This is a genomic window from Thalassotalea sp. PLHSN55 (assembly GCF_052030545.1).
GTDB lineage: Bacteria > Pseudomonadota > Gammaproteobacteria > Enterobacterales > Alteromonadaceae > CANMXU01.
Genome location: NZ_JBPDIH010000005.1, coordinates 14,762 through 39,966, shown reverse-complemented (window position 1 = coordinate 39,966; position 25,205 = coordinate 14,762). Strand labels below are relative to the sequence as shown.

The 25,205-nt window shown below is 40.4% G+C and carries 16 protein-coding genes; 13 read left to right on the top strand and 3 right to left on the bottom strand.

Translation table 11 applies throughout. The features are described 5' to 3' along the window. From ACRRSQ_RS11165 to ACRRSQ_RS11150, 4 genes are read left to right on the top strand one after another with little or no spacing between them, the layout of a single operon-like run. Positions 1-384, top strand: coding sequence for a DUF3019 domain-containing protein (locus ACRRSQ_RS11165; RefSeq protein ID WP_440875826.1), 384 nt, complete (start codon positions 1-3; stop codon positions 382-384). After that, the gene (locus ACRRSQ_RS11160) at positions 385-1,086 is read left to right on the top strand and encodes a response regulator transcription factor (RefSeq protein WP_440875825.1); all 702 of its coding nucleotides are present in this window, start codon (positions 385-387) and stop codon (positions 1,084-1,086) included. A gap of 56 nt (positions 1,087-1,142) precedes the next feature. After that, positions 1,143-2,336: a sensor histidine kinase gene (locus ACRRSQ_RS11155; protein WP_440875824.1), complete on the top strand. Its 1,194-nt coding sequence runs from the start codon at positions 1,143-1,145 to the stop codon at positions 2,334-2,336. A gap of 56 nt (positions 2,337-2,392) precedes the next feature. Beyond that, a complete protein-coding gene (locus ACRRSQ_RS11150) occupies positions 2,393-2,806 on the top strand; it encodes a GFA family protein (protein WP_440875823.1) in 414 nt (137 codons plus the stop codon). A 137-nt stretch (positions 2,807-2,943) separates the two neighbouring features. Here ACRRSQ_RS11150 and ACRRSQ_RS11145 read toward each other — a convergent pair whose 3' ends face one another. After that, entirely contained in the window at positions 2,944-3,429 is a 486-nt protein-coding gene (locus tag ACRRSQ_RS11145) for a hypothetical protein (RefSeq protein ID WP_440875822.1), read from the bottom strand. A 319-nt stretch (positions 3,430-3,748) separates the two neighbouring features. Between ACRRSQ_RS11145 and ACRRSQ_RS11140 the strand changes: the two genes are divergently transcribed. Then, positions 3,749-5,584 (top strand): nitric oxide reductase activation protein NorD, encoded by a 1,836-nt coding sequence (locus ACRRSQ_RS11140; RefSeq protein WP_440875821.1) that lies wholly within the window; start codon positions 3,749-3,751, stop codon positions 5,582-5,584. Positions 5,585-6,120: 536 nt separating this feature from the next. Further along, complete coding sequence (locus ACRRSQ_RS11135; protein ID WP_440875820.1) at positions 6,121-8,163, top strand: putative Ig domain-containing protein; 2,043 nt, start codon at positions 6,121-6,123, stop codon at positions 8,161-8,163. A 113-nt stretch (positions 8,164-8,276) separates the two neighbouring features. On the opposite strand, the gene ACRRSQ_RS11130 is transcribed toward ACRRSQ_RS11135, so the two are convergent. Continuing rightward, a complete protein-coding gene (locus ACRRSQ_RS11130) occupies positions 8,277-9,368 on the bottom strand; it encodes a hypothetical protein (protein WP_440875819.1) in 1,092 nt (363 codons plus the stop codon). Beyond that, positions 9,359-10,834 (bottom strand): hypothetical protein, encoded by a 1,476-nt coding sequence (locus tag ACRRSQ_RS11125; RefSeq protein ID WP_440875818.1) that lies wholly within the window; start codon positions 10,832-10,834, stop codon positions 9,359-9,361. Before ACRRSQ_RS11125 ends, ACRRSQ_RS11130 begins: the two co-directional genes overlap by 10 nt. A gap of 262 nt (positions 10,835-11,096) precedes the next feature. Between ACRRSQ_RS11125 and ACRRSQ_RS11120 the strand changes: the two genes are divergently transcribed. From ACRRSQ_RS11120 to recD, 7 genes are all read left to right on the top strand, one after another. Beyond that, positions 11,097-12,011: an AAA family ATPase gene (locus tag ACRRSQ_RS11120; RefSeq protein WP_440875817.1), complete on the top strand. Its 915-nt coding sequence runs from the start codon at positions 11,097-11,099 to the stop codon at positions 12,009-12,011. A gap of 20 nt (positions 12,012-12,031) precedes the next feature. Beyond that, the gene (locus ACRRSQ_RS11115) at positions 12,032-13,027 is read left to right on the top strand and encodes a DUF58 domain-containing protein (protein WP_440875816.1); all 996 of its coding nucleotides are present in this window, start codon (positions 12,032-12,034) and stop codon (positions 13,025-13,027) included. A 100-nt stretch (positions 13,028-13,127) separates the two neighbouring features. Next, positions 13,128-15,131: a transglutaminase family protein gene (locus ACRRSQ_RS11110; RefSeq protein ID WP_440875815.1), complete on the top strand. Its 2,004-nt coding sequence runs from the start codon at positions 13,128-13,130 to the stop codon at positions 15,129-15,131. An 82-nt stretch (positions 15,132-15,213) separates the two neighbouring features. Then, a complete protein-coding gene (locus tag ACRRSQ_RS11105) occupies positions 15,214-15,543 on the top strand; it encodes a DUF4870 domain-containing protein (protein ID WP_440875814.1) in 330 nt (109 codons plus the stop codon). Between the two features lie 479 nt (positions 15,544-16,022). Beyond that, entirely contained in the window at positions 16,023-19,610 is a 3,588-nt protein-coding gene (gene recC, locus ACRRSQ_RS11100) for an exodeoxyribonuclease V subunit gamma (RefSeq protein ID WP_440875813.1), read from the top strand. A 1-nt stretch (position 19,611) separates the two neighbouring features. After that, a complete protein-coding gene (gene recB / locus ACRRSQ_RS11095; RefSeq protein ID WP_440875812.1) occupies positions 19,612-23,226 on the top strand; it encodes an exodeoxyribonuclease V subunit beta in 3,615 nt (1,204 codons plus the stop codon). After that, on the top strand, positions 23,219-25,174 hold the full coding sequence (recD, locus tag ACRRSQ_RS11090) for an exodeoxyribonuclease V subunit alpha (protein WP_440875811.1): 1,956 nt from the start codon (positions 23,219-23,221) through the stop codon (positions 25,172-25,174). Before recB ends, recD begins: the two co-directional genes overlap by 8 nt. Positions 25,175-25,205 lie beyond the last annotated feature (31 nt).

The window sequence follows — 25,205 nt, the reverse complement described above, 5'->3', positions numbered from 1 at the left end:
ATGATAAGGAACATTATATTAACCCTAATTGGCCTTTGTTTTAGCTTACTCGCTAGCGCTAATTCGGTTTACGCCCAGCCTTATTTTTCAATTTCCCCAACAACCTGTTTGGTTGATAAAAACAGCCCTTGTCAGCAAGCATTTATTTTTAATTGGCAGCTTGACCATAAATCTTCTTTTTGTGTTTATGAAAAAGGGCAATCAAGTCCGCTGTTTTGTGTTGAAGACAGTCAACAAGGACACAGTGAAATTACGCTGTCGTTAAAACAGGGCAAGGAATTTGTCATGAAAGGTAGTCAGCAAGATATCAGCGCACATGTTGCGATTGAAGTGCTAGGTCAAGACTACCGGAAAATACGTCGACGTTTATGGAGTGTTTTTTAGATGTGCAGTAGTAATCAAGTTTTATTAATTGAAGATGACTTAGCGTTAGCAAAATCTATTGTTAAGTTTCTAACCGCCAATGGCTATATCGTTAGGCATTTTGTTAATGGCGACAATCTGGAACATTTAGTGGCGAGCAATAATTTTGCCTTAATCTTATGTGATGTGATGTTGCCGGGCACTGACGGATTCGAAATTATTCAATTGGTTCGAGAAAACTTTCAAGGGGCGTATATCTTCTTAACGGCGTTATCTGATACGCAACATCAATTAAAAGGCTTTGAACTCGGTGCAGACGACTATATTTGCAAACCCGTCGACCCACAATTATTACTTGCAAGAGTGAGGGCCTGCCTTAAACGTAAACAGCCAGAATCAACAAGTCGACACCATAGTGACCAAATACAATTTGAAAACTTACACATATGTAACGATGTTCGCATTGCAACGGTTGATGATAAACCAATAAAGCTATCACGCTATGAGTTTGATTTACTGTGGCTGTTAGCCTTACATAAAGAAAAGCAATTAAGTCGCGAGTTTTTATTTGTCAATACAGTTGGTAGAGAATACGACGGTTTAGATCGCACCGTTGACGGTCGCATTAGCCGTTTACGTAAAAAATTAGAAAGCTATGTTGGGCTTAATTGTCAAATTTGCACCTCTTGGGGACAAGGCTATATGTTAAGTGCCAGAGCCTAATCGTGTTTAAAAGCTTTTTTCGCTACTACTTGTTGGTTATTTTAAGTTTTTTTATTTTGATCGTAAGTGTCGATTACTGCTTTCTTCAGTATCAACGTCAGCAAAATAATATCGAAATTGACTTTGACTACATGCCGCAATTAGTCACGGAATATTGCCAACAATATCAATGTAATAGTTCGACGCCGTTACCTTTTACTAATGTTCAGATCATTAAATTTTCAGATGTAGCCGCCAATACCACGATTGTTGAGCAACTTAAAAGCTTTCAAGTGATTGTGGTTGCCGGTAAACATGGCGATTATTTTTATAAAAAACTTAACGCCAACTATATTATGCGTTTTGGGCCCGTTGCCGTTGAGCCCATTCTCGATAATTCTTGGTATACCAGTGGCTTTTATTTAATGCTGGCGGCGATTATTTTTATCGGCTTATATCCTATTTTTCACGATATGTATCAGCTCAAATTTGCCGCACAAGGTTTTGTTAAATCGCGTGATCTACATCACTTAAGGTTACCTAAATCCCGTTATTTTCAGCCAGTCAATGATTCCTTTTGCTGGATGATCAAAAAAATATCGAGATTAGTTGCCTTGCAAAAAGAACTTTCCAGTACCTTATCTCACGAATTAAGAACCAGTTTATCGCGCTTAAACTTTTCTTTGGCAACGCTAGATGAAACTAATGTTGAAGAAACTAAAGTACTGCTACAGCAAGATATTGATGAACTTAATCGCCTCGTTAACGAATACCTTGAGTTTTCAAAACAAGACCAAGAAGTGCCGCACTTACATTTAACAGAGCAAAGTATTGTGCCAATGGTTAAGCATTATATGGAATTGCTTGGGCAGTACTCGTCTAAAACCATACGTTTTCATTGTCAAAGCGACTTATTAGTAGAAGTGGATGAACGTTTGATTGCGCGCGCCATTAAAAACCTGATTGATAACGGCATTAAGTATTCAAACCAGTTGGTGGTAATTTCGCTGTATCAGCATGGTAACCAGCTAGTGTTGCAAATTGAAGATGATGGCTTAGGGGTTAATATTAAAGAAGTGGATGAATTATTTCTGCCATATTCACGTGCCGAGCATAATGAAAAGATTGCCGGTTATGGGCTTGGGCTTGCCATTACGCGCAAGATCATTGATTGGCATCAAGCACAATTAAAAGTCAGTAATAGTCGCGAGCTTTCAGGCGCTTGTTTTCAACTTTTTCTTAATACTCATTCTGGCAACATCAACGACTAGTATTTTTCATTATTGTGCAGTAAGTTGAATACTATAACCGCATAAATTGAGATCTGATGATGGCGAATACCGCAAGCTGCTTATGTGCAAAAATAGGCTTTTCTGTTAAGCAATTTCAAACCAATATTGCTCATTGTCATTGTATTATGTGTCAAAAATTTCATGGCGCTGCATTTTCTACCTTTGCTGAAGTTAACAACAGTGATTTAACTTGGCTTAGAGGGCAGGAATACTTAAGCCAATACCGAGCCGAGAATGATACCGTGCGACAATTTTGTTCGTGTTGTGGCGCGAGTTTAACCTTTGAGTCGAGCTACAATCGACAAGACAATACCATTGAAGTCGCGTTGGCGGTGTTTGACCAGCTTGATTGTCAGCTAACGGTGAATGCGCATATTTTTGTACGCTCAAAAGCACCATGGTTAACATGTACGGATGATGTCGTGCGTTATCAAGCTTTTAGAAAGTAGCTTCTGGGAAGTGGTGTTTAGGAAATCGTTTTACAGCCAAAAGTTAATCAGCCAAAAGTCAGACTGACTGTGCATCAGCTATGCTTGATTAAAAACCGGCAATAACGCAAATTCAGGTGCTACTTTGCTTACTTTCTTTACTCTTTTGTAATCGTTATTAGCGTGGTACTTGGGCGTTTAGCGGCGTAAATAGCACTGCTTGCAAACATATTTTCAATTTCTTGATGGCGAAAATTATAAATGTCAGTGCTGAAGTAGTTTGCTAATTCTAGCTGTCCAGAGCTAACGCTGTTTAGCAAGGTATTATGGTGAGGGTAGAAAGTATTGCCATAGTGCAATGAGATAATATTGCCGGTAATAGCAACAACTTTGGCAATTTTATAGCGTTGATTGGCAACTTGATTAGTACTTAATAATCGAAAGTCTAAAAAATAGAGATCATTAACTTGTGGTGCTTTAATAAATTGCAAGCTTTGTTGATGCTCTTCAATTTTCTGTTGGTAATGATAAACAAATAAAGAACACAAGCTAAATAGTACTGATGTGGTCAGCACAATTGATATTATTTTAGAATATCGGGTGCTGTATCTGTGTGGCACGAGCAATGTTTTGTCTATTTGCATGGTCATATTCCTTATGGCTAGCGAGTAGAAACTATTTTTTTGATGACATTACGGGGCGTAAGTTACGAATATTGCACAGTTTGTTTGATTAATAAATAAGCAAGTAACAATTTCTTAAACTATTCATATTTCTAAACCCCACAGTTATTTTATTCGTATAACCAGTCAACTGCAGCTTTACTCCTCCTAGTATGAACCAATAATGTAAACGCAGGTAACCCAAATGTTGAGCATTGTGCGAGATATTGATTTAAATCACAGCTTTTAACTATGGCCTTGCTATTATGCATGCATCATGTTTTTACAGTTTTGAGTTGAAATGGAAGAGTGGGTTGGTGGTTTTTGGCATAGGTTTATCACTCGAAAAGCCAGTACAGATTATTTTGACGCTAAAGTCGATTTTAATCAGGTAAGTAAGTCGATAGGCGTTGTCTTTAGAGCGTTAGGCGGAGACCCACTTAAGCGCGTTGAAGCCGCAAGCCCAAGAGAATATTTGGAGCGCCGCAGCTTCTTACAGAAAATTTCAGGTCATAATCAACAATTTAGTCTGGCATGGCAAGATGAAGAAAGCTTACGTTTACCTGAATCTTTAGCCGTTTTGCCAACGGAATCACTTAACCGCGATTTATATATTTGGTTAGCCGTTCTTGCGGCCAATCATCAACAAAAATTTAAACATTGGGCGATAGATAATCAAGCGTTAGTGGTTGATGTTTTACAAAAATATCCTGCACTGCAAGTGCGATATCAGCGGCTTGCTAAGGCTTTTGTAGAAAGTCGTATCGATGTTTCAAAAATGCCTGCCGAAGAGCAGGCTATGGAAAATGCGATTATTCAAGCCGTGCTCGAACCAGGCTCAGTTACGAAATTTCCTGTAGTTAATTTCGCCCCTCGAGCGGTTTATTTGTGGCTCTATCCTTCGGCGCAAGCTGATGAGATTTTGATGCCCGAATATCCAGATGAAATTGAGCAACAAGAAAGTGTATGCGGCAGTAAAAAAAGTGAAACCAGTCGCAAAAAAGCCGAGCGTGTCGATTCACCGGAAAGCCGCAGTGGTATGATGATCTTTCGCCTAGAGAGCATGTTTTCTTGGAGTGAATTTGCAAAAATGGATCGCGGCAGTGACGATAGCGACGATGATGACGAAGATAATCAACGTATCGTTGAAGATCTCGACAAAATAACCTTATCGCAACAACAAAATCAAAAAAGTGCCCGTATTAAAATTGATATGGACTTACCGTCGGCATCAGAAGATGACACGCCAATGGGCGAGGGGCTTAAACTGCCTGAGTGGGACTACAAAACTCATCGATTAGTTGAAGACAGAGTCTTGCTTCAGCCAATGTTACCCAAAGATGCCACGGCAAAACCGCTACCAGCAAGATTGCGAAAAATTTCTAAAACCATACAAGCGCAATTTGAACAATTACGCAGTGTGCGCTATTGGCTAAAAGCCCAACCGCAAGGTGAAGAGTTAGATTTATCCTCTTGGTTAGACTTTCATGTTGAAAGCACCATTTCGCCGACACAAGAGCGGGGCTTATTTCAAAGTTTTCGTGGTAATAACCGCGACCTTTCTTGCTTATTGTTAGCGGATATCTCTATGTCGACCGATGCGCATTTAGACGACAATAATCGCGTTATCGACGTTGTTCAAGACAGTTTGATGCTTTTTGGCGAAGCATTAAACGCGGTTGGCGATAACTTTGCCATGTATGGCTTCTCATCAGTAAAACGTCAAAATGTGCGCTTTTCGATGCTAAAAAACTTTAATGAAAAATACAGTGATGATGTGCGCGGCAGAATTCAATCGATACGCCCTGGTTTTTATACCCGCATGGGCGCGGCTATTCGCCAAGCAACTAAAATAATCGCCGAACAAAAGTCGTCTCAAAAGCTAATGCTAATTTTAACGGATGGCAAGCCGAACGATATAGATCATTATGAAGGTCGCTTTGGCATTGAAGATACCCATCAAGCGATTGCTGAAGCTAAGCGTTTGGGTATTAAACCTTTTTGCATAACAATTGATCAAGAAGCTGAGGATTACTTGCCCTATATATTTGGTAGTGGCTCGTATACGGTGTTGTTAAAGCCGTCGCAATTGCCAATAAAATTGCCGCAGTTGTATCATCAATTAACTAATCAATAGTTCATGTGAGCTTGTATTTTCATACTAAGACAAATAAAGAGTATTAACGCTATATGAATAAGATCCCGTGCTTATATTGCCAAACAGAAAACGAAGATAGTCGCTCTGAATGTTTGAGCTGCGGTATGCCGCTTGCCAAAAAACATCCGAATGACAAAAGGCGAATGCTAGGTGTTTTTGTTAAATGGTTTGTGGTTATAACGCTATTTTGCACTTTTATGATTTTCTTCTTACCTAGGTAAATAAGCCTAAACACTGTTTTAATGCACTAGCTTTCAAACGTTAGTGCATTTTACTTTTCACCGTCACATCTAATTTCTATTTCAATTTCTTTTAAATCACCTTTCGCGCCTAATTGTATTTTAAATTGTACAATTAGATAAAACCTTAAAATATAAATTCCTATAAATACAATCGCTTATTTATTTATGATGAAATAAATATGCTTACTCTTGTTCTTGTGTGTTATTTATATTATAAATATGTGAATTAATATTAGAATATGTGAAAAACTATAAAAATCACAAGGTCACTTTATGCAAATTATTAACAACACCATGAAACTAAAAAAATGCTCACGTGCGGTAATGTTCGCTACCATGAGTTCATGCCTATTATTATCGGGTTGTGATCTCAACGATGACGACGATGCCAATGCCAATAGTGCGCCGTCAATCCCTATGATTGATAATACCGACGGCCGCGAGTTAGTGCCTTTTAATGCTATGATTTCTGCAACCGATGCCGACGAAGATAAATTGCTTTATACCAAATTATCAGGGCCAGACTGGCTTGTTGTGGGTTTAGACGGCACCGTTACTGGCACACCTCCTTTAGAAAGCTTGGGTAGTTCAGACTTAACGTTTCGTGTTTTTGACGGCAGCGAATATGTTGAAGGAAGTGCGGTAATCAATATTGTTATTCATAATCGCGCGCCAGATAATTTTGAGGTCTCCAATTTAACCGGTATTACCTCACAGCCATTTGAAGCTGTGGTTTCTGCGCAAGACTTAGACCAAGACCCATTAACCTTTGCACTTGTCGATGGCCCAGAAGTAGAAGGCGAACCGTTACTTTCGCTTGAGGGTGACAAGCTTACAGGTGTAATACCAGCAGCAGGTAGTTACGCATTTACTTTGTCAGTGACCGACGGTGAACATGTTATTGAGCAAAGCTTTAATTTGCTGGTTTCTGATCCAAACCAAGGGCCAACTGATTTAACTGTATCGAAGTTAACCGCTATCCAAACTGTTGAATATGCTGCAACATTAAGTGCAACCGATATTGAAGGTGACGCGTTAACCTATGAACTAGTTAGCGGCCCAGGGTGGTTGTCGCTTGATGGTGACCAATTAACGGGTGTTACCGATGTACCAGGTGATTATAGTTTTGAAGTGAGTGTTTCTGATGGCGAATTTACCATTACCGAGGAATTTACGTTAGTTGTTGATAAGCTTTTCTTTGGTTTTACCGAAGATACCATAGTGAAAAATGGTGGCGTAATTGATGCTGAATTTTCAGAGCACAATCATAGCCTTGGTGATTATATTGCGTCATTTTTTGACAATTATTCATTTGAAAAATTAACCGGACCTGATTGGTTAACAATTGATGCTGAAGGTGGTTTAGCGGGCGTATTTGCTTATGATGAAAACAACCCTAATACATTTAGCATAAAAGTAACCAATAACGACGATGGCGAAGAAGATATCGCCGTATTAAATATTACTCACGCGCAATTTGCCGAGGATATTTTACCCGCAGCTATCGGTGGAATTGTCGGCTCGTCAATGCCATTACGTGCAACTGATGGACACGACAACAGTAGCTTAACTTTTGAATTAGTAAGTGATGACCTTGGCGGTAAAGGTGACTTATTTGATGTTACGCCTGACGGTTATATTGTACTTTTACGTCAACCTACCGAAGAAGAAATAGCTACAGTTAGCAGCGGTAATTTGGCAGGTGATGCTTTCTATACGCTAAATTTAACGGTTACCGACGGTATTGCCAATGATGTATCTGAAGGCAATGAAAAAATTCGTATTAGAAAAGTTGCCTCAACGGGGCTTAATTTGATGGAAACATTAACAGCTGAATGGGCAAATATCGCTGAGAGTCACGTAAATGGATTTGCGTTAGCTCCTATACCATCAAAAGTGGATCACAGTGGTGATGCGGTGGAAGCGGTTAATGGCGGTGAAACTATTTCAAGTACTACGTCTTTAAGATCAAAAAATGGTGCTGACCATGCCGCTATTTTTGATACCACAGGACAGCAAAATATAAAGTTGTACTATGATATCGCGGCCAAAGATTTAATTGATGGTTTAAAATATACAACGAATTACTCGATTGATGGCATAAACTGGGTTGAAATCGACAGCTTTAGTAATGATGTTGACGGTGTTGCAAAACAAGTTTTTGTTAAAAAAGAGCATTTATTGCCAGCAGATGCCAATGATCAAAAAACACTTTGGATCCAGTTTAATAGTAATGGCGCTGAAGACAAAGGAACACAACATGGCTATATCGATAACTTCCTCATTCAAGGTGACGCAATTCCAGCACAAGAATAATCACAAATTTAAATTAAGTCGTTAAAGACCGAGAAGCCCGTGAGTCGATTAGCTAACGGGCTTTTTTACGGCTTGTTTTTATCTTTTGGCGTTGATGTTTCATTGGCTAAGTTTTAGGTGCCAACAAAATAATCAATGTCGGGTATTTTGGTATTTTTAATATCACGTTGTTTAATCACATAAAAAATACAGTCATTAATGGCAATGTTTTTATTGGGTGTTGCCATAAATACGCGAATATTAGTTGCGCATATCAGTTCATTATTTAGTACCGTAAAGTAATCGGTGATAACGTCTTCTTTATCGGCATCAACCAATTCTAAATGTTCTAAACCACAGCCGTTTATCCAACCGAACGATTGACCGCGCTGTGCAATACCATAATTAAACTTTTCAAGATCGAATTTTAAAATAACACCATCAGCGCTTGTGTTTTTATCAGCATAAGTTAAATCAACGCCCGACTTTAACTGCAAACGCAGTGGTGTATGAATAATTTCTACCGGATTATTGTGATGACAATCATGAATTAATTCAGAGCTGCAATAGCGATTAATGCCTTCATAAGCGAGCTCGTGTGCTTCGTTGTCTTGGCTGCCGCCGCATTCAAGGGTGATAGTTGGGCAGTTAAACTTTTGCTCCATTAATGCACCTAAGCTAAGGTGCGATAAAATCATGGTTGAACAAAACAGTGAGGTCAGTGACACATTATCGTCACTGCTTTGGGTGCAAACTGAAAATGCCGGGCCACGGCCTGAGGTATTGTGCAAATCGACAATGGCCTCGGGGTTTACTTCACGGATTGCATTTTCAATAAGGTTAGCTCGTTGGTAAAAGCCTTGGTTATTTTTACTGCCAAAACAGCGATTAAGATCTTTGCCATTTACCGTATAACGGGTGCTAAGCAAAGGCAGAGATTTAGCCGCTTCTATCGAACAAATAATAAAGCGCATATTCGTTGAAGGCATTAATAAGTGACTATTGGCTTGGTTGTATTCAATTAACCAACGATGCATGGCAATTAAACCAGAGGGCTCATTACCATGTAAAAGCGTAACTAATACGCGACAACGGCTTTGATCACTACCTGTGATGTCAATGATTGTTGGCCCAGATAAAGACAATAAAAATTGCTCAGGCGTTTCTTTAAGTTGTTGGCTGCTTGGATCTTTAAGGTAATCAAGCGCGGAGAAATTTATGTCCATATTTGCTCCCATGTAGCAACGGGTTGGCACGTTCTACAATTAGTTATATATAAGTTAACAAGCTCGCGACAAGCGGATGTTTTGTCCATCGTTTGCTCTAAATAAGTTAAAGTGTTTTGTTGCCAAATAGCGCCGTTAATGTGGCGGTTTAGTCGTTGTTCAATAATGTGAATAAATTGGTTAATTTCTTCGTTATCAACACCTAAGCTCGCTAAGCCCTGTTTGGCAATAGGAATAAGTGCATTGATAACATCTGTTAGGGCAACTTCTTCTAATTTATAGGGGTTATTAAGAGGCCATAAAATTTTAGCGTCTAGCCCTGATTGAGCGGCGCGATAAAAGTTATATTCGGCATATTTAAATGGCATAACAGCAAGGTAATTTTGAATGTTATCTGCCATACCTGCGGCAAGGCCTATAGCAAATGCCGCATTTGCAACCATATCTAAACTGGTTGGCCCAGCAGGAATAGCACGAAATTCGATGCGAATATGGCCATTATTATGATGGTCATAAACAGGGCGATGCCATGGCCACACCGTGCCCATATGTAAATTTAATTCGTCGAGTTTTGCCAAATTTTCTTCATTTTTCGTTGTAACCACTTCGGGGATCACCGGAGGATATAAGGCAACAGACTCGGCAAATAATTCCCACGGGCCATTTCGTAGCCAGCCGTGGCCAAAGTTCACTCTTGGGGGCTCTTGCCACGCGACTTTATCGCGTAGACGAATGTCTAACGATTGTTTAAATAAAGCTACACGTGTTTCATGCCATAATTTTTTGCCCAGAAATATCGCTGAATTGGCACCAATGGCGGTCACTAAAGGAAGAGTGAGCTGGGCAGCATTAAATGTTTGGCAAAACAACGCTGGCTTGGTCATCATGTGCACCTGAAAAGAGGTATTTGCACCTTCGGCGCAGATATCGTCAAAATCTACTGATAAGTTTTCTTCACCAGATATATTGATTTTAAATGCTTCACCACGTTGTTGATAAAGGTAGTTAGCCAAACAGCGATAGCGGGTGCTGTCGGTCATGTAATTCACATTAAGGTGCTTTTTTTCTAACGTTGGTAAAATGCCGATGGGCACGATATTTATGCCACGCTTTTTTGCCACTTTTTCCAATTTGGCGGTTTTGTCTAAAATTTCATTTCTTAACGCGGTAAACGGTTGGCCTTGCTGCGGGAAACAGTTTAAATTTAATTCGATGTTGTATTGGTTTAACTCGGGTTGAAACTGCACATCGTTTAAATCGTTAAGCAATTGTTGATTAGCAAGACTTACCTGTGCGTCAGCATCGACTAAGTACATTTCAAGTTCAGCACCTATTTTGAGTGTTGACTGACCAAAGCCGTCTTGTTCAATAATGTCTTTAAGTTGTTCAAGCTGCTGACTCAACTTTTGTTCAAATAAACAGTAGTCATGGTCACAAAAGGTATCTTTGGCAATATTTTTACCCATAGGTTATGACCTCCTTTTAAACATCACTGTTATTTTTGTAGACAGATACTGTCGCAAAATCGCTCAAGGTAATTTTTGATTAAGGTCAAATAACTCATCATTTAGCTAACAACTGTCGCTTTGCGTAAATATTAAACGCATTTTGTTGATCTAAAACAAAAATAAAATATCAGCACTTTTATCGATTGATTGAGTTAACTACTTGCCTAATTAAGGTATTTATTCATAGTATGTGGTTAAGTAACTACAGGAAGGTGTGAAGATGCAAAACAAAGTGGCTGCAATTTTAGCGCAAATGAATCAAGCGGTTTTAGGCAAAGAGCATGAAATTCGTTTGGCATTGGTTTGTTTGTTAGCAAAAGGGCACTTGTTAATTGAAGATTTACCGGGCATGGGTAAAACCACACTGGCGCACGCGTTAGCAACAACCTTAGGGTTAAGCTATCAGCGCAGTCAATTCACCAGTGATTTATTGCCAGCAGATATTATCGGCGTGTCTATTTTTGACCCTAAAGCACAAAGTTTTACCTTGCATCGCGGGCCTATTTTTAATCAAGTCTTACTGGCTGATGAAATTAATCGTGCTAGCCCTAAAACACAATCGGCACTATTAGAAGCTATGGAAGAAAAGCAGGTCAGTATTGACGGTGAGACATATCCGTTAACATCACCATTTTTTGTTATTGCGACACAAAACCCACTGTTTCATGCTGGCACTTACCCTTTACCTGAGTCTCAACTAGACCGCTTTATGATGAGAATATCACTTGGTTTTCCTTGCATTGACGCGGAACGAGACATTTTGCGTGCAGGAAGCAGTACTGATGCTAACTTATCAGCGTGTGTTAATGCACAAGAGTTTCAACAATTACAGCAAGCGACCGAGCAAGTTAGCGCCTCTGACAGTATTCTTGATTACATTATTGGCCTTTGCCATGCAAGCCGTGCGCAAAGTTGTCAGGCAAACCCTTTGTCGCCACGAGCAGGTAAAGCCTTATTAGCAGCGGCCAAAGCTTGGGCATTTATCGACAATAGAAATCATCTCATTCCAGATGATGTTCAAGCGGTTTTTGAAGCAGTGTGCGAGCATAGGCTAGATGCAGGTCATCAACAACAATTGTCATCATCTATTGCTCAAACGTTATTAGCCGATGTTGATGTAATGCAGCCTTTATAACGCTTTGATGAGTGATGACAATGTTATTAACGGTTAAAAGTACACTGACAAACATTATCGCCGCACGCGTTAATTTATGGCTAAAAAAGCGCATGCCGGCGAAAAATCGTTATCAACTGACGAGCCGGAATATTTTTATTTTCCCAAGTAAATTTGGTTTTGCTTATTTAGCCTTTTTATTATTGCTATTTTTACTTGGTACGAATTATCAAAACAACGTTATTTTGTTGTTAACCTATTTATTAGCCAGTTTTTTTATCAGTGCCATGTTGCACAGCTTTTATAATGTAAGAGGGTTAGAAGTAGCGCAATTAGCCGAAGTTCGAGGCTTTTCAGGGCAAACCATTGCTGTGCCAATAGAACTTAATTCAACGAAAGCGCGGCATCATTTTAGTTTTTCCTTCAACAATCAGCCCAAATGTTTTCAGCAAACAATCGTTAGTGGTAAAAGCTCGGTTAATGCGACGTTTTTTGCGACTCACCGAGGCCGGCAGTCGCTTGGTCGTTTAAAAGTCGCCAGTGAATACGGCTTAGGTTTATTTACGACTTGGACCCAGCTCGACTTAAATATAGATGTCATTATTTATCCCGAGCCTAAGGTGATTAAAGGGGCTTTTTTAGCCGAAAATGACATGCAAAGCGATAATGACGCTGCTAAGGCAATGCCTGTAAATAACGCAAAGCCGATTAAACAGGGCGACGATTTTTATGCACTTGAGCCTTATCGTTTAGGACAACCGCTAAGCCATGTTGCATGGAAGCAAGTAGCGCGCGGTCAAGGTTGGCTAACTAAACAATACCAACAAGACAGCGCTGACGAAATCTGGTTAAGTTTGTCAGCAATGCCTGCGGCCGATGTTGACACTAAATTGTCGATGCTTTGTGGCTTAATACTGGAATACGATGGCCAAGGGAAAAAATTTGGCGTGAAATTTCCACGCTTTCACATTGAGCCCGAACAAGGGGCGCAGCATTTAGCTCATTGTTTAACAGAATTAGCGCTTTATCAGCAATAAAATTTATCAATAGTAAAATTAATCAGTAATAAAATTAAGTTAGCAGCAAACACAGGAATCTTATTTGAATAACAAGGATTTGAATCACAAGGATTTGGCATTGACTGCGCAGATGCAATGGTTACTTATTGCGGTCGTTAGTGCCAATATATTAACCTTAATCGAGCAGTTAGCTTGGTGGCTTATCGCCTTAACTTTGCTTGCTGTGCTTTGGCGTTCGTGGTTGATCCCTAAAGCTGATATTGTTGTCAATAAATGGCTGTTAGTGGCTTTTGCGCTAACAGGTTGTGTGGTACTAGCGCTTAATGCCAAGTCTTTAGGCTTATTATTGACCATGGTGCATTTATTGAGTTTTTCCTATGCACTAAAAATATTAGAAATTAAACAACGAAGCGACTTTTATCAGTTATTTTTTATTGGTTTGTTTTTGTTAAGCGCCAGCTTTATTTTCACGCAAGAACTTGGTTATTTTGCGCTGTACTCATTGGTATTAATTTTAAATATTACGTTATTATTAAGCTACTTTAGTTCAGTGCAATCAGTGAAAAGCAGTTATCTCTTGTCAGCTAAACTAGTATTGCAAAGCATGCCATTAGCTGTTGCTCTTTTTTTCATTTTTCCAAAATTATCGCCGTTTTGGCAAGTACCTTTAGCAAAGTCTGCGCAAACAGGTTTATCAGACAGTGTCACGGTTGGCGATGTTGCCAATTTAGCATTGTCAGATAAACGTGCATTTCGGGTGACGTTTGCTAGCGAGGCGCCGCCATATCAACAATTATACTGGCGCACATTAGCCCTTGACCAATTTGATGGCAAGTCGTGGCGTCAGTCGCAATCGGTGAAAGATTTTGTTCGTAAAAATAACAAAAAATACCCCAGTGTGACTCATCAAGTCGCCGGCGAGGGTAGTCAATATCAAGTGATTGCCGATGCGAGCTTTCAACATTGGTTATTTGCCTTAGATATTGCCACGACACGAAACAGCAACATTATTTCGTTGTCTGATTTTAGCTTATACAGCAAAGAGCCCGTCACGCAGCTGTTCAGTTACCGAGTGACGAGTTATATGGACTCACCGCTAGCGCAAAATTTATCAGAACAAGCACTAAGGCCTTATTTACATTTACCGCAAAATTCAAACCCACAACTGCAACAGCTTGGCCGAGAGCTTCGCCAGCTACATCAAAGTCCACAAGCGATCATCAATGCCGTATTGCAACGTTTTCGCGTGCAAGAATATTTTTATACCTTAAGTCCACCTTTGTTGGGGGAGCACGCTTTAGATGAATTTTATTTTCAAAGTTTGTCAGGGTTTTGTGAACATTATGCCAGCAGCTTTGCTTTTTTAATGCGCGCAGCGGGCATACCAACACGATTAGTGGTTGGCTATTTGGGCGGCGAATATAATCAGCAAGGTAATTTTTACACGATTAAACAACAAGATGCACATGCATGGACGGAAGTTTGGCTCGAAGGAAAAGGCTGGCAACGTATTGACCCAACAGCGGCAGTAAGTCCAGAGCGAGTTGAACAGGGCTTTTCTGACGCCTTGTTTGCGCAGCGTTCAGCACTTTCTGGAGAGTTGATTAATTTTTATCAACTCAATTCAATTCAATGGATAAACGCAATAAAAACACAACTTGAAAGTTTAGATTATCAGTGGACTAAATGGATTGTTGGCTACAACACCGAGCAACAAGTGAATTTACTCAAACAATGGTTTGGCAAAGTGTATGCGTTAAAAGGCGCGTTAGCGATTGCTTTCGCCTTGATTGTTACCATGACGCTGTTGATGTTAGTTCATCGACATCATAAAGCGCCTAAGGTGAAACATATTTGGCTGAGTTATTATTTAACCTTAGTAAAGACACTCGCTGCAAAAGGCGTTGTTAAGCATAAATCAGCGACAGTACAACAATTTGCCCGAGAGGTGGAGCGGAAAATCCCAGCGCTTTCGGTTGAATTTCACCGTTTTTGCCAAAGTTTTAAGTCATTAGAATATGACAGTATTACAGTAGAGCAACAAAAAAAATTAACCTTGTTAATAAAACAGCAATATCAACAATGTATGCTACTTTTACGGCAACAAAAACCGCTTGAGTAGTCAATTACGAGCCGTTTTACAAGTTGTTTTTATGGCAAATTACCGCTAAATTTTAATCAGGGAAAAATGATGGAGTTCAATTATGTCGGCTTTTGAAACGCAAACAAAAGAGCATAATGATATCGAAAAAATTGTTGCTGTTTTAAGTTATTTAACCATCATTGGATGGCTTGTCGCTGTGGTGATTTATGGCAAAAATAAATCACCATTTGCGCGATTTCACTTACGACAAGCTTTAGGTTTAGTGGTGGCGACCGCAATATTTGCCTTTATCCCTTTAGTGGGTTGGATGATCAATATCGCACTATTAATTACTTGGCTAATTGCCTTGTATTATGCGCTGTTGGGACAACAATATTTAATTCCCGTTGTTGGTGAGTATTTTCAAGAGCACTTTGATTTTATTAGCTAGAGCGTGTTGATCTTTGTGGTATGAATTTTGTCCAATTTAAACGCTTTCTGATCGCGGCACTAACTTGAAGGCATAGTGGTTCTCGGCTTTGGTTCCAAACGTCGCCCTACCTCCTCAATCCCTTGAGTCGTACGTCTAAAGTTAGTAACAAAGAGCAGGAAGCGTTTAAATGAATCCTTCGGACAGCGTTTGTTTGCCATTTCTACTGCGTTATCACTCATTTATGTAGAATAACTACACGACAATCGCTCTGCCTTGTATAAATGGCAAACAATTCGCTGCAAAAACATACACCAAAAGTCAACACGCTCTAGTCGAACTTAGGCTAGTTAAGCCTGATAACGCTGCTTTATTAGCCAGATTGCTTAGAACAAAATCTATCATTATGTCCCCCAAGTAAATTCGGTTGAATTTACTTGGTATTAGCGAAAGCTTGTGGTTAAATTTGTTGAATATGTATCTTTTGACAAGGCCATGCTTTGATCTATCTTTATCCGGCTAATAAAATGGAAAGTTTATTAGCGCTATTAGATAAAATTCAACAAATCTCTCCGTTACCGTTTTTTTCAAAAGAAACCATAATCGTTCAAAATGCTGGCATGCAGCATTGGTTAAATATGTCGTTAGCCGAGCAGCGTGGCATTAGCATGAATATTGATTATGCCTTGCCGGCACAATTTTTATGGAAACTGATCCGCAGCCTAGCTAGCGATGAAATAGTCCCTGAACAGTCGCCTTATTCTCGAGAAGTCTTAACCTGGCGAATTTATCATTTATTGGCAAGTGACAAGGTGCTGCAACATGAAGCATTTGTTCAGGTTAATCAATATTGGCAGGGCGGTAAAGCAACAGAGAATTCAATCGTTGCAAGTAACGAGCAGGCATTATTAAAACGTTATCAATTAGCACAACAGCTGGCGGATTTATACGAGCAATATTTGATATTTCGACCAGACTGGATCGACAGTTGGTCGCAGGGAATAGTTGATCAACCGCTTGATGGTATCGAGCATCAAGACGGTGAGCAAGGCGCACGTTGGCAAGGGTTGTTGTGGCAAATGTTAACCGAACATTTACCCTATAACCCAAAAGAACTCATTGCTAACGCGATTGACAATATGGCCACTAAAAAAGCCTTAATTCCCGAGCGTATTTCCTTTTTTGGCATTAATGCCATGGCGCCTATCTGGTTAGAGTTTATTGCCAAGCTAAGCGAGCATACCCAAATACACTTTTTTCATTTAAACCCTTGTTACAACTATTGGGGCGATATTCAGTCAGAAAAGCAGGCCTTTAAAACACTTGAAAAATGGACGCAAGGTTTTACTGGTGATAGCGTGGAAAGTGGTGACTTTAACGACCAAAACCTTGTGGTTGGTAATCCGTTATTGGCGAACTTAGGCCAACAAGGGCGAGAATTTTTGGCGCTTTTGCAAGAGCACAGCACCATAGATATCGAAGCGTTTGATACCATCTCTGAGCAATCACCACCGCAAACCTTATTAACGCAAATTCAGCAAGACATTTTAACCTTAACCGATGCGCGCGAGCAGGCTAAATTAAACGCTGAACAAGGCGAAAGCCAGCACTCTCATCAAGAAAGCAATAAAGCAAACAATCAAGGGTTTAGCCAAGACGAGTCGATTCTAGTGTCCAGTTGTCATAGTGCACTAAGGGAAGTTCAAGGACTGCACGATTGGTTATTGCATCAGTTTAATCAAGATAAAAACTTAACACCAAAAGATGTCATCGTGATGTGTCCGCAAATAGAACATTATGCGCCGTATGTTGACGCCGTTTTTACCCGCGGCTGGCAAGATCTCGATGATAATATTCCGCCATTGCCTTGTTCAATTGCTGATCGCATTAGTAAAGACGCAGAGCCAATCATTGCAGCATTTTTAGATATTTTGCAGCTACCTGACAGTCGTTTCAAAGTCGGGGAATTAGTGGCATTACTACGCTTACCTGCAATGGCGGGTAAATTTAATTTAAGTGAAGAAGAAGTCGACAAAATCAGCGTTTGGCTTGAACAAGCCAGTATTCATTGGGGCCTAGACCAAGCGCATAAAGAACAAATCTTAAAAACTAAACCCCTTAGCAATAGTTTTACTTGGCAACAAGGCTTGTCGCGTCTATTGCGCGGTTTTGCCTTTGGCGATGCCAGTGTGATTTACCAACAACAATTATTACTGCCGACAGTGGAAGGTAGTGATGGTGAATTGTTGGGTAAATTAATGCTAATTATCGAGCATTTACAGTATTTTTCACAACAATTAGCGACAGCGCGCACGGCAAACCAATGGCAGGAATTTTTATTTAGCTTGTTAGATGAGTTGTTTTTGATGGCTGGCGAGCGCAGTTTTGAAGATATTTCAACGGCAATTAAACAATTGTCTGAGTATTGTTTTGACGCCAAATTTAGTGACCAAATACCGCTGATCATTGTGCGTGATTTTCTTAATAATCATTTTAGCCAGCCAGATCCCGGTAGACAATTTATGATCGGGCAAGTGACTTTTTGCTCTATGGTGCCAATGCGTTCCATTCCGTTTAAAGTGGTGGCAATTTTAGGACTAAATGATGGCGAATTCCCAAGGCAGCGCCAAGCACTTGGTTTTGATTTACTCGCCAATGCTAAAGCAAGGCTCGGCGATCGTTCGCGTCGAGGCGACGACCGTTATTTATTTCTTGAAGCGATTATCTCGGCGCGACAAGCGCTTTATTTGAGCTACCAAGGTCGCAATATTAAAAATAATACCGAGCGACAACCTTCAATTGTACTAAAAGAATTCTGTGAATATTTGCACCTTGCCTACGGTTGGCAAGCAAAAGCAGAGCAAAACAGTAGTCAACAACAAGGTCATCAAAAAAGTGAAGACCTGCCAAGCAAACTTGTGCTGCGTCAATTACCGATGCAAGCCTTTAGTCTGCACAATTATACTGGTCGTTTTCCAAGCTTCGACCAAAAATGGTTGGCGCTTAATCCGTATCAACAAACAGCGCAAGAACAAGTAAATAAAGTCGATCATGGCCCTTTACTCATTAAACATACTAATACTGATAGTGAGCATAAAAAAAGCGACCAACAAGTGTCAGACAGCATTTCATTAGACGCGGCTGACTTAGTGGTATTTTATCAGCACCCCGCAAAAGCGTTTGCCAAGCAACAGCTGAAACTTAACTTTACCCATTATGAAACTGAACTGGCAGATGTTGAACCTTTTTTAGTTAACTCATTAGAAAGTTATTTGCTAAGACAAGCTTTGCTAAATGCTTACTTAGGTTCAGATAACAGCGAACAGGCGTGTGCTCAGGTGTTAACCACAGCAAACTTGTCGGGCAAATTTCCAGATTTACCGACCACAAGTGAAGTGTTTAGCGGTTGGCAAAACGACAGTGAACAATTTGCGCAGCTCATCATCGAGCGAGATGCAGACAACCCTGAGGTTTACCATGGCCAATGCATGCTTGATGTCATGCATCCGGTGTCAAAACAAAAGGTGACGTGTATTATCAATGTCGCGTTACCGATAAAAAATAATAAATTGGTGTTTTATCGCAGTAGCTCGGCCAAAGCGAAAGACAAATTTAACCATTATCTGCACCAACTATTACTGCAACACTTGCAGTTACAAGCGAGTGACGAGCTAGCGTTTGTCGACCAGCATATTGGTTTGTATTTCGATACCAAAAGCCAAAAAACAAGTGAGATAAACGTTGCCACTATTGCGGATTTTACTGCTCAGTTAACGCATTTACTTCGTTATTATTTACTCGGACAGCACCAAGCTTTACTGCTTAACAGTGACCTAGGCGAAAAAGCGGTAAATACCAAGCGTAAACCGTTTACTCAGCAAGAATTTGAGCAGTTTTGGCAAGGGGCCAATAGTTTTAATCCGTTTGGCGCAGATCCCTACATTCACTATTTTTGGCCGCAATGCCCAGATTTAGCAGAGCACTTAGAGCTGCTTAGCGATACTTACCAACCAATGGCGACTGCGGTGCAAGCGGTAAAGCAATCAAAGTCGAGTACCCGCAGTAACGTTAAAGGAGCTAAGGCTTAGCATGGAAAATTTACAAGCGCATAGCATTCCTTTAACCGGTAAGCATTTAATTGAAGCCAGTGCCGGAACGGGCAAAACGTATAATATTACCCGTATTTATTTACGCATGGTATTAGAGAGAAAGTTACCGGTAGAGCAAATTTTGGTGATGACATTCACCAAAGATGCCACTGAAGAAATTAAAGGCCGTATCGACGATTTTATTCGACAAGCAATGAATAACTGGCATGAATTGGTTGCCAGCGATCCATATTTTAGCAGGTTAGCCAGTCGCATTAGCTATGACGAGGCAATGCCGCTATTAAGGCGCGCATTATTGTTTTTAGATGAAGCGGCAATATTCACCATTCATGGCTTTTGTAAACGGGTTTTAAGTCAACACGCGTTTGCCAGTGGTGTTAGTTTTCACGCTAAAATGGAAACCGACTGCCAAGATATTATTTTACAAGCCTGCCAAGATTGGTATCGCAGCTTAGCCAAAGCCGAGCCTGAGCAATACCTATTATTGGCGCAGTTCTGGCAAAGCCCAGAAAGCTTTTTAACTGACTTTAATAAAGCGATTGGCCGTGATACCCAACTATCAAAACGTTCAGTTGACGATATTCAAAACGCTTTTATCGCGTTAGTTGTTCAAGCCAAACAAAATTTAATCGATGCTCAAGATTTTTTAGCGCAAACGTTAATTGCCCCTAAAAAAGGGGCAGAGCAAGAAAAAAGACAACAAGAATACCAGCAGTTAGTGGCTTGGTTAGCTGGTATTGAAGAAAACTTTTCTCATGCATTTTCAGCTATGCCGGCAGCGTTTATCGACGGCAAACGCTTTGCTCGCTCAAAAGATAAAAGTCAGTTGCTTGAGATTTTCTCGCCTACCAAAGAAGTAAAAACTCAAGTTGCCAAACTGGCAAAATCGATAGAAAAAGCAAAAGCCTTTTCTGTGGTGCAACTAGGTATTGAAGCCATTCGCACTAAAGTTAAAGAGAGTAAATTACAGCAAGGTGTGCTCAGCTTTGACGATTTAATTGCAACCTTGGCAACAAGGTTAGCCGATGAGCGACAGCTTAATGACATTGATGATGTTCAAATGGGGCTAGCACAGCGATTGTTTGAACAATACCCAGTGGCGTTGGTGGATGAATTTCAAGATACCGATCCGCTGCAATTTACCATTTTACAGGCCATTTATCAGACACAAACACAGTCTGCGTTGTTTATGATCGGCGACCCTAAACAAGCAATTTACGGCTTTCGTGGTGGCGATGTTTTTGCTTATTTAGCCGCGCGAGATAATTGTGACCACCAATGGTTAATGGCCACTAATTGGCGCTCTTCAACAAATATGATCCAAGCGTATAATCGTATTTTTTATGGCAATAACCTTGCAGAGCAGCCGTTGCCAGTGTTTGGTTATGGCATTGACTATCAGCCCGTAAATGCGTCCCCTGTCGCTAAAGAGCGCTGTTTTGATAGTCGCGCTAATGATGATCAGCAAAACAACAAAAATGCTGCATTGCAATTTATTCATTTTACTAACGAGAATGAAAATAAGTCGGTTGCACAAAGCCACCGCCCGGTTATGGCCAATTGGTGTGCCAGTGAAATAGCTGAGTTATTGTCGCCTGCAAATAGCGACATGCCGCAAGGGCTGCAAGCTCAAGATATTGCCATATTAGTGCGTGACGGCAGTGAAGCTGCCTCGATTAAAACGGCCTTGGTAGAACATAATATTCCAGCGGTATTTTTGAGTAATCGCGCCAATTTATTTCATAGCGAGCAAGCGAGACAATTGCTTGCGGTGTTAAAAGCGATTTTATTTGTTGAAAACGACCGTTACTTCTTAGCCGGCATTACCACTGACATTTTAGCTTATACGCCCCAAAAATTGTTTCAGTTACAAAACGATGATCTCGCATGGCAAGCACTTAAAACCCAGTTTACCCAGTTACGTGAGCATTGGCAGTATAAAGGCTTTATCAGCATGGCGTTAAAACTCATGCATGAATGTTTTGTTATTGATCAATTAGCCAATGACAATGCTGAAGAGCTTGACCGTGGCGATGCCAGTGACCAAGAAAATTCACAAGCGGGTATTGCGCCGACAGAAAACAATACCGATCGCGCGTTAACTAATTTCTTGCACTTATTCGAACTATTGCAAACGGCGAGTCAGCGTCATTATCAAGCACAAGCCTTGTTGTTTTGGTTTGAGCAACAAATTCAAAGTGAAAATTCGGCCGCGGAAGCTGAACTTCGTTTAGAAAGTGACGATAATTTAATTCGCATTGTCACACAACATGGCTGTAAAGGTCTTGAATATCCCGTGGTGTTTGTACCATTTGCAACCCGCTATAAATCGCCACTAAAATTTGGTAATCGCTCGGTCAATCTTATTGAATATCACGACAATGATAAACAATTAGTGATGAGCTTAGATGCCGACGAAGCCGCAAAAAATGCCATGGCTGAAGAAGCCTATGCAGAATCTATTCGTTTATTGTATGTGGCGATAACACGTGCTGAGCAGCGCTGTTATATTTTAACGACAGAGTTTGAAAATTTTCATTTATCGCCATTAGGGCAAACACTTAAATGGCAAAAACAACACAATATTGTTGAAAGCCTTAATACCTTAGTCAACGATTGCCCAACATCAATAAGCGTGCAACAAGTCAATAGCGAGCAAATATCCTCTATTGCTCACCTTAGTTCAAATAGCGCTGTTTCGCCGATATTGCCTCAATTTACCAGCAAAATTGAACGCGATTGGTGGTTAAGTTCATTTTCGGCATTAACGCGCAATTTACCTCATGGCGGCTTATCGGCTCCCGACAGAGATAATGACTTGCTAAACCCGATAAACGACAGCTTGGCAGAGCAACAATCGAGCTTAATGCGCTTTCAATTAACCAAAGGTGCACGTACTGGTAATTTACTTCATGAAATACTTGAGCATTGCGACTTTGCCAATCCTGACTGGCAACTTGCCATGCAGCGACCGTTAACTAAGTTTGGCGAAACAGGTTTTAGCCAAGCAGAATTGACTCACTGGTTATCGGAAATCGTAGAGGCGCCATTAGTGCAAGGTGGCCGTTTAGCGGATTTATCGTGGCAGCAAACCTTGCGTGAAAGTGAATTTTATTTTCCAATGGAAAATGCCAGTATGCAAGGTTTGCGAAAAATATTGGCTGAACATCGACAAGTGAGCATTAACCAAGTGCATTTACCGCCTTTTAAACAGCTTAAGGGCATGATGCACGGTTTCATCGATTTAATCTTCGAACATCAAGGGCAATATTATGTTTGTGACTATAAATCGAGTCACTTAGGTGATGGCTTTTCTTGTTATCAACAAAGCCAAATGCGCACTAATATTGAAAGTAATTATTACGATTTACAGTATTTAATTTATGCCTTGGCATTGCATCGACAGTTGAAATTTTCGTTGCCTAACTATAGTGTCGCTGAGCATTTTGGCGGTATTTATTATTGTTATTTACGTGGTATGAAAAATACCGATGAAGGAACATTTAATGGTGTTTATCATCGCATTATTCGCGCAGACGAGTTACAACAACTTGATCAATTGTTCGCGCAATCTGAGGTAACAATTGATGAGTAATCAACAGCTTTATTCAAGCTTTGCCAACGCAAGTAAGCAGTTTCATGAACTTAGCCCAATAGACTATTTCTTAGCAAAAGAAGTCTGCCAAGATTTTTTCACCAGAGAAAGCAGTTCAACTGAAAATAGTACAAAAGAAAGTAATTCAACAGAATACAACACAGGCGTTTCGCCATTATCACCACAAAACAGGCAGCAACTGTTCCACTTAATTATTTTGCTCAGTCAAAGTCTAAGAGCAGGGCATAGCTGTTTGTTAATTGACGATATTGCTGGGCAGCGTTTTGGTTATGCTGCCGATGAGCAAGGAATTGTTAGCCATCATGGTTTTATCTTTGCGAACAAAATCGAACTTAGCGAATTGCTCACCGGTTTAGCCATTAGTGAAGGCGACAATGCTTTGATTGTTGCAAAAGAAAACCGCGTATATTTACGTCGTTACTTTCAGTTTGAACATGAATTATCACAAGCAATCACTTCGCGTTTATCAACTAGGCGCGCAATAAAAACCGAGGCGGTGACAGAGTGTTTGCAGCAATTATTTCCAACGCGTAGCGATGGCGAAATTGACTGGCAGCTAGTTGCCGTTGCCAATGCCATTAATAAAGGTTTTTCTGTTATTGCCGGCGGTCCTGGCACGGGCAAAACCTATACGGTGACTAAATTACTTGCCGCATTAGTCAAGTTACACCAGCAACAAGCGGATTCTGCGCTAAATATCATGTTGTGCGCACCAACGGGAAAAGCTGCGCAGCGGTTATCTGAATCTATCAGCCAAGCGGTAGATGGCTTTGCTGGCCAAATTGATGCCGCAATTCTTGACGCTATTCCTAGACAAGCCACTACTTTACATCGCTTGTTAGGTGTTATTCCGCATAACGTTAATTTTCGTCATCATCAAGACAACTTGCTAGCTGTCGATATATTGCTTATTGATGAAGTTTCCATGGTTGATTTACCTATGATGACCCGGGTATTGCGTGCGCTTCCGAGCCATACACAAGTTATTTTATTAGGTGATGCCGATCAGCTGCCCTCAGTGGCTACGGGCAGTGTTTTAGCGGATATCGCCCCGAGACCGCACACAGGTTACAGCAAAGAAAATATCGCCTACTTAACCGATGTTTGCCAAACCAATGAGTTAAAATCTCAACAAGTTAAAGGGAAAAAAACACCGCTTGATCATGTAACCCTATTAACGAAAAGTCGACGTTTTGATGGTGAAGGCCTCATTGGTCGTGTAGCGAGCTTGGTTATTAATGGTCAAGCAAAGGAGAGTTGGCAGTTATTGACCGAGCCAGATAGCGCAAGCAAAGCGTCAAATGCAGATATGCCACTCTTGCTTAGCGCTTCAATGAAAACGTGGTTACCAACATTGGTTAAACACTATTATCAGCCGTTATTTAACATCGCACAGGTACAAGATGCGTTTACGCAATTGAGCCGTTTCAGTATTTTATGTGCTACGCGACAGGGCGAATTTGGTGTTGACAACATTAATCTTGAAGTTAAAAATATTTTATCAAATTTAGGCTGCATCAACGCGCAAGCCACTATTTTTCATGGTCAACCGATTATGATCAGTGAAAATGATTACGGCGTAGGTTTATACAATGGTGACATTGGCATTATCTGGCGTCATGAAAGTGGTCACTTAATGGCCGTTTTTGAAACAGACGAAGGGCAGTTACGATGGTTAATGCCGTCTAGGTTACCGCCATTTGAAACGGTATTTGCTATGACCATACATAAAACCCAAGGCAGTGAATTTAACCATGTTGCTATGGTATTACCACCACAAGCGGATAATAAATTGCTGTCGCGTGAATTAATTTACACTGGGGTAACACGCGCCAAAAATATTCTGAGCATTTCTGCGTTGCCGCATGTTTGGCAACATGGGGTTGAAGCAAAAGTTACTCGACGCTCGGGTTTAACAATTTCGTAAAACGGTTAATCGCTCAGTGAGAAAAAGGCGC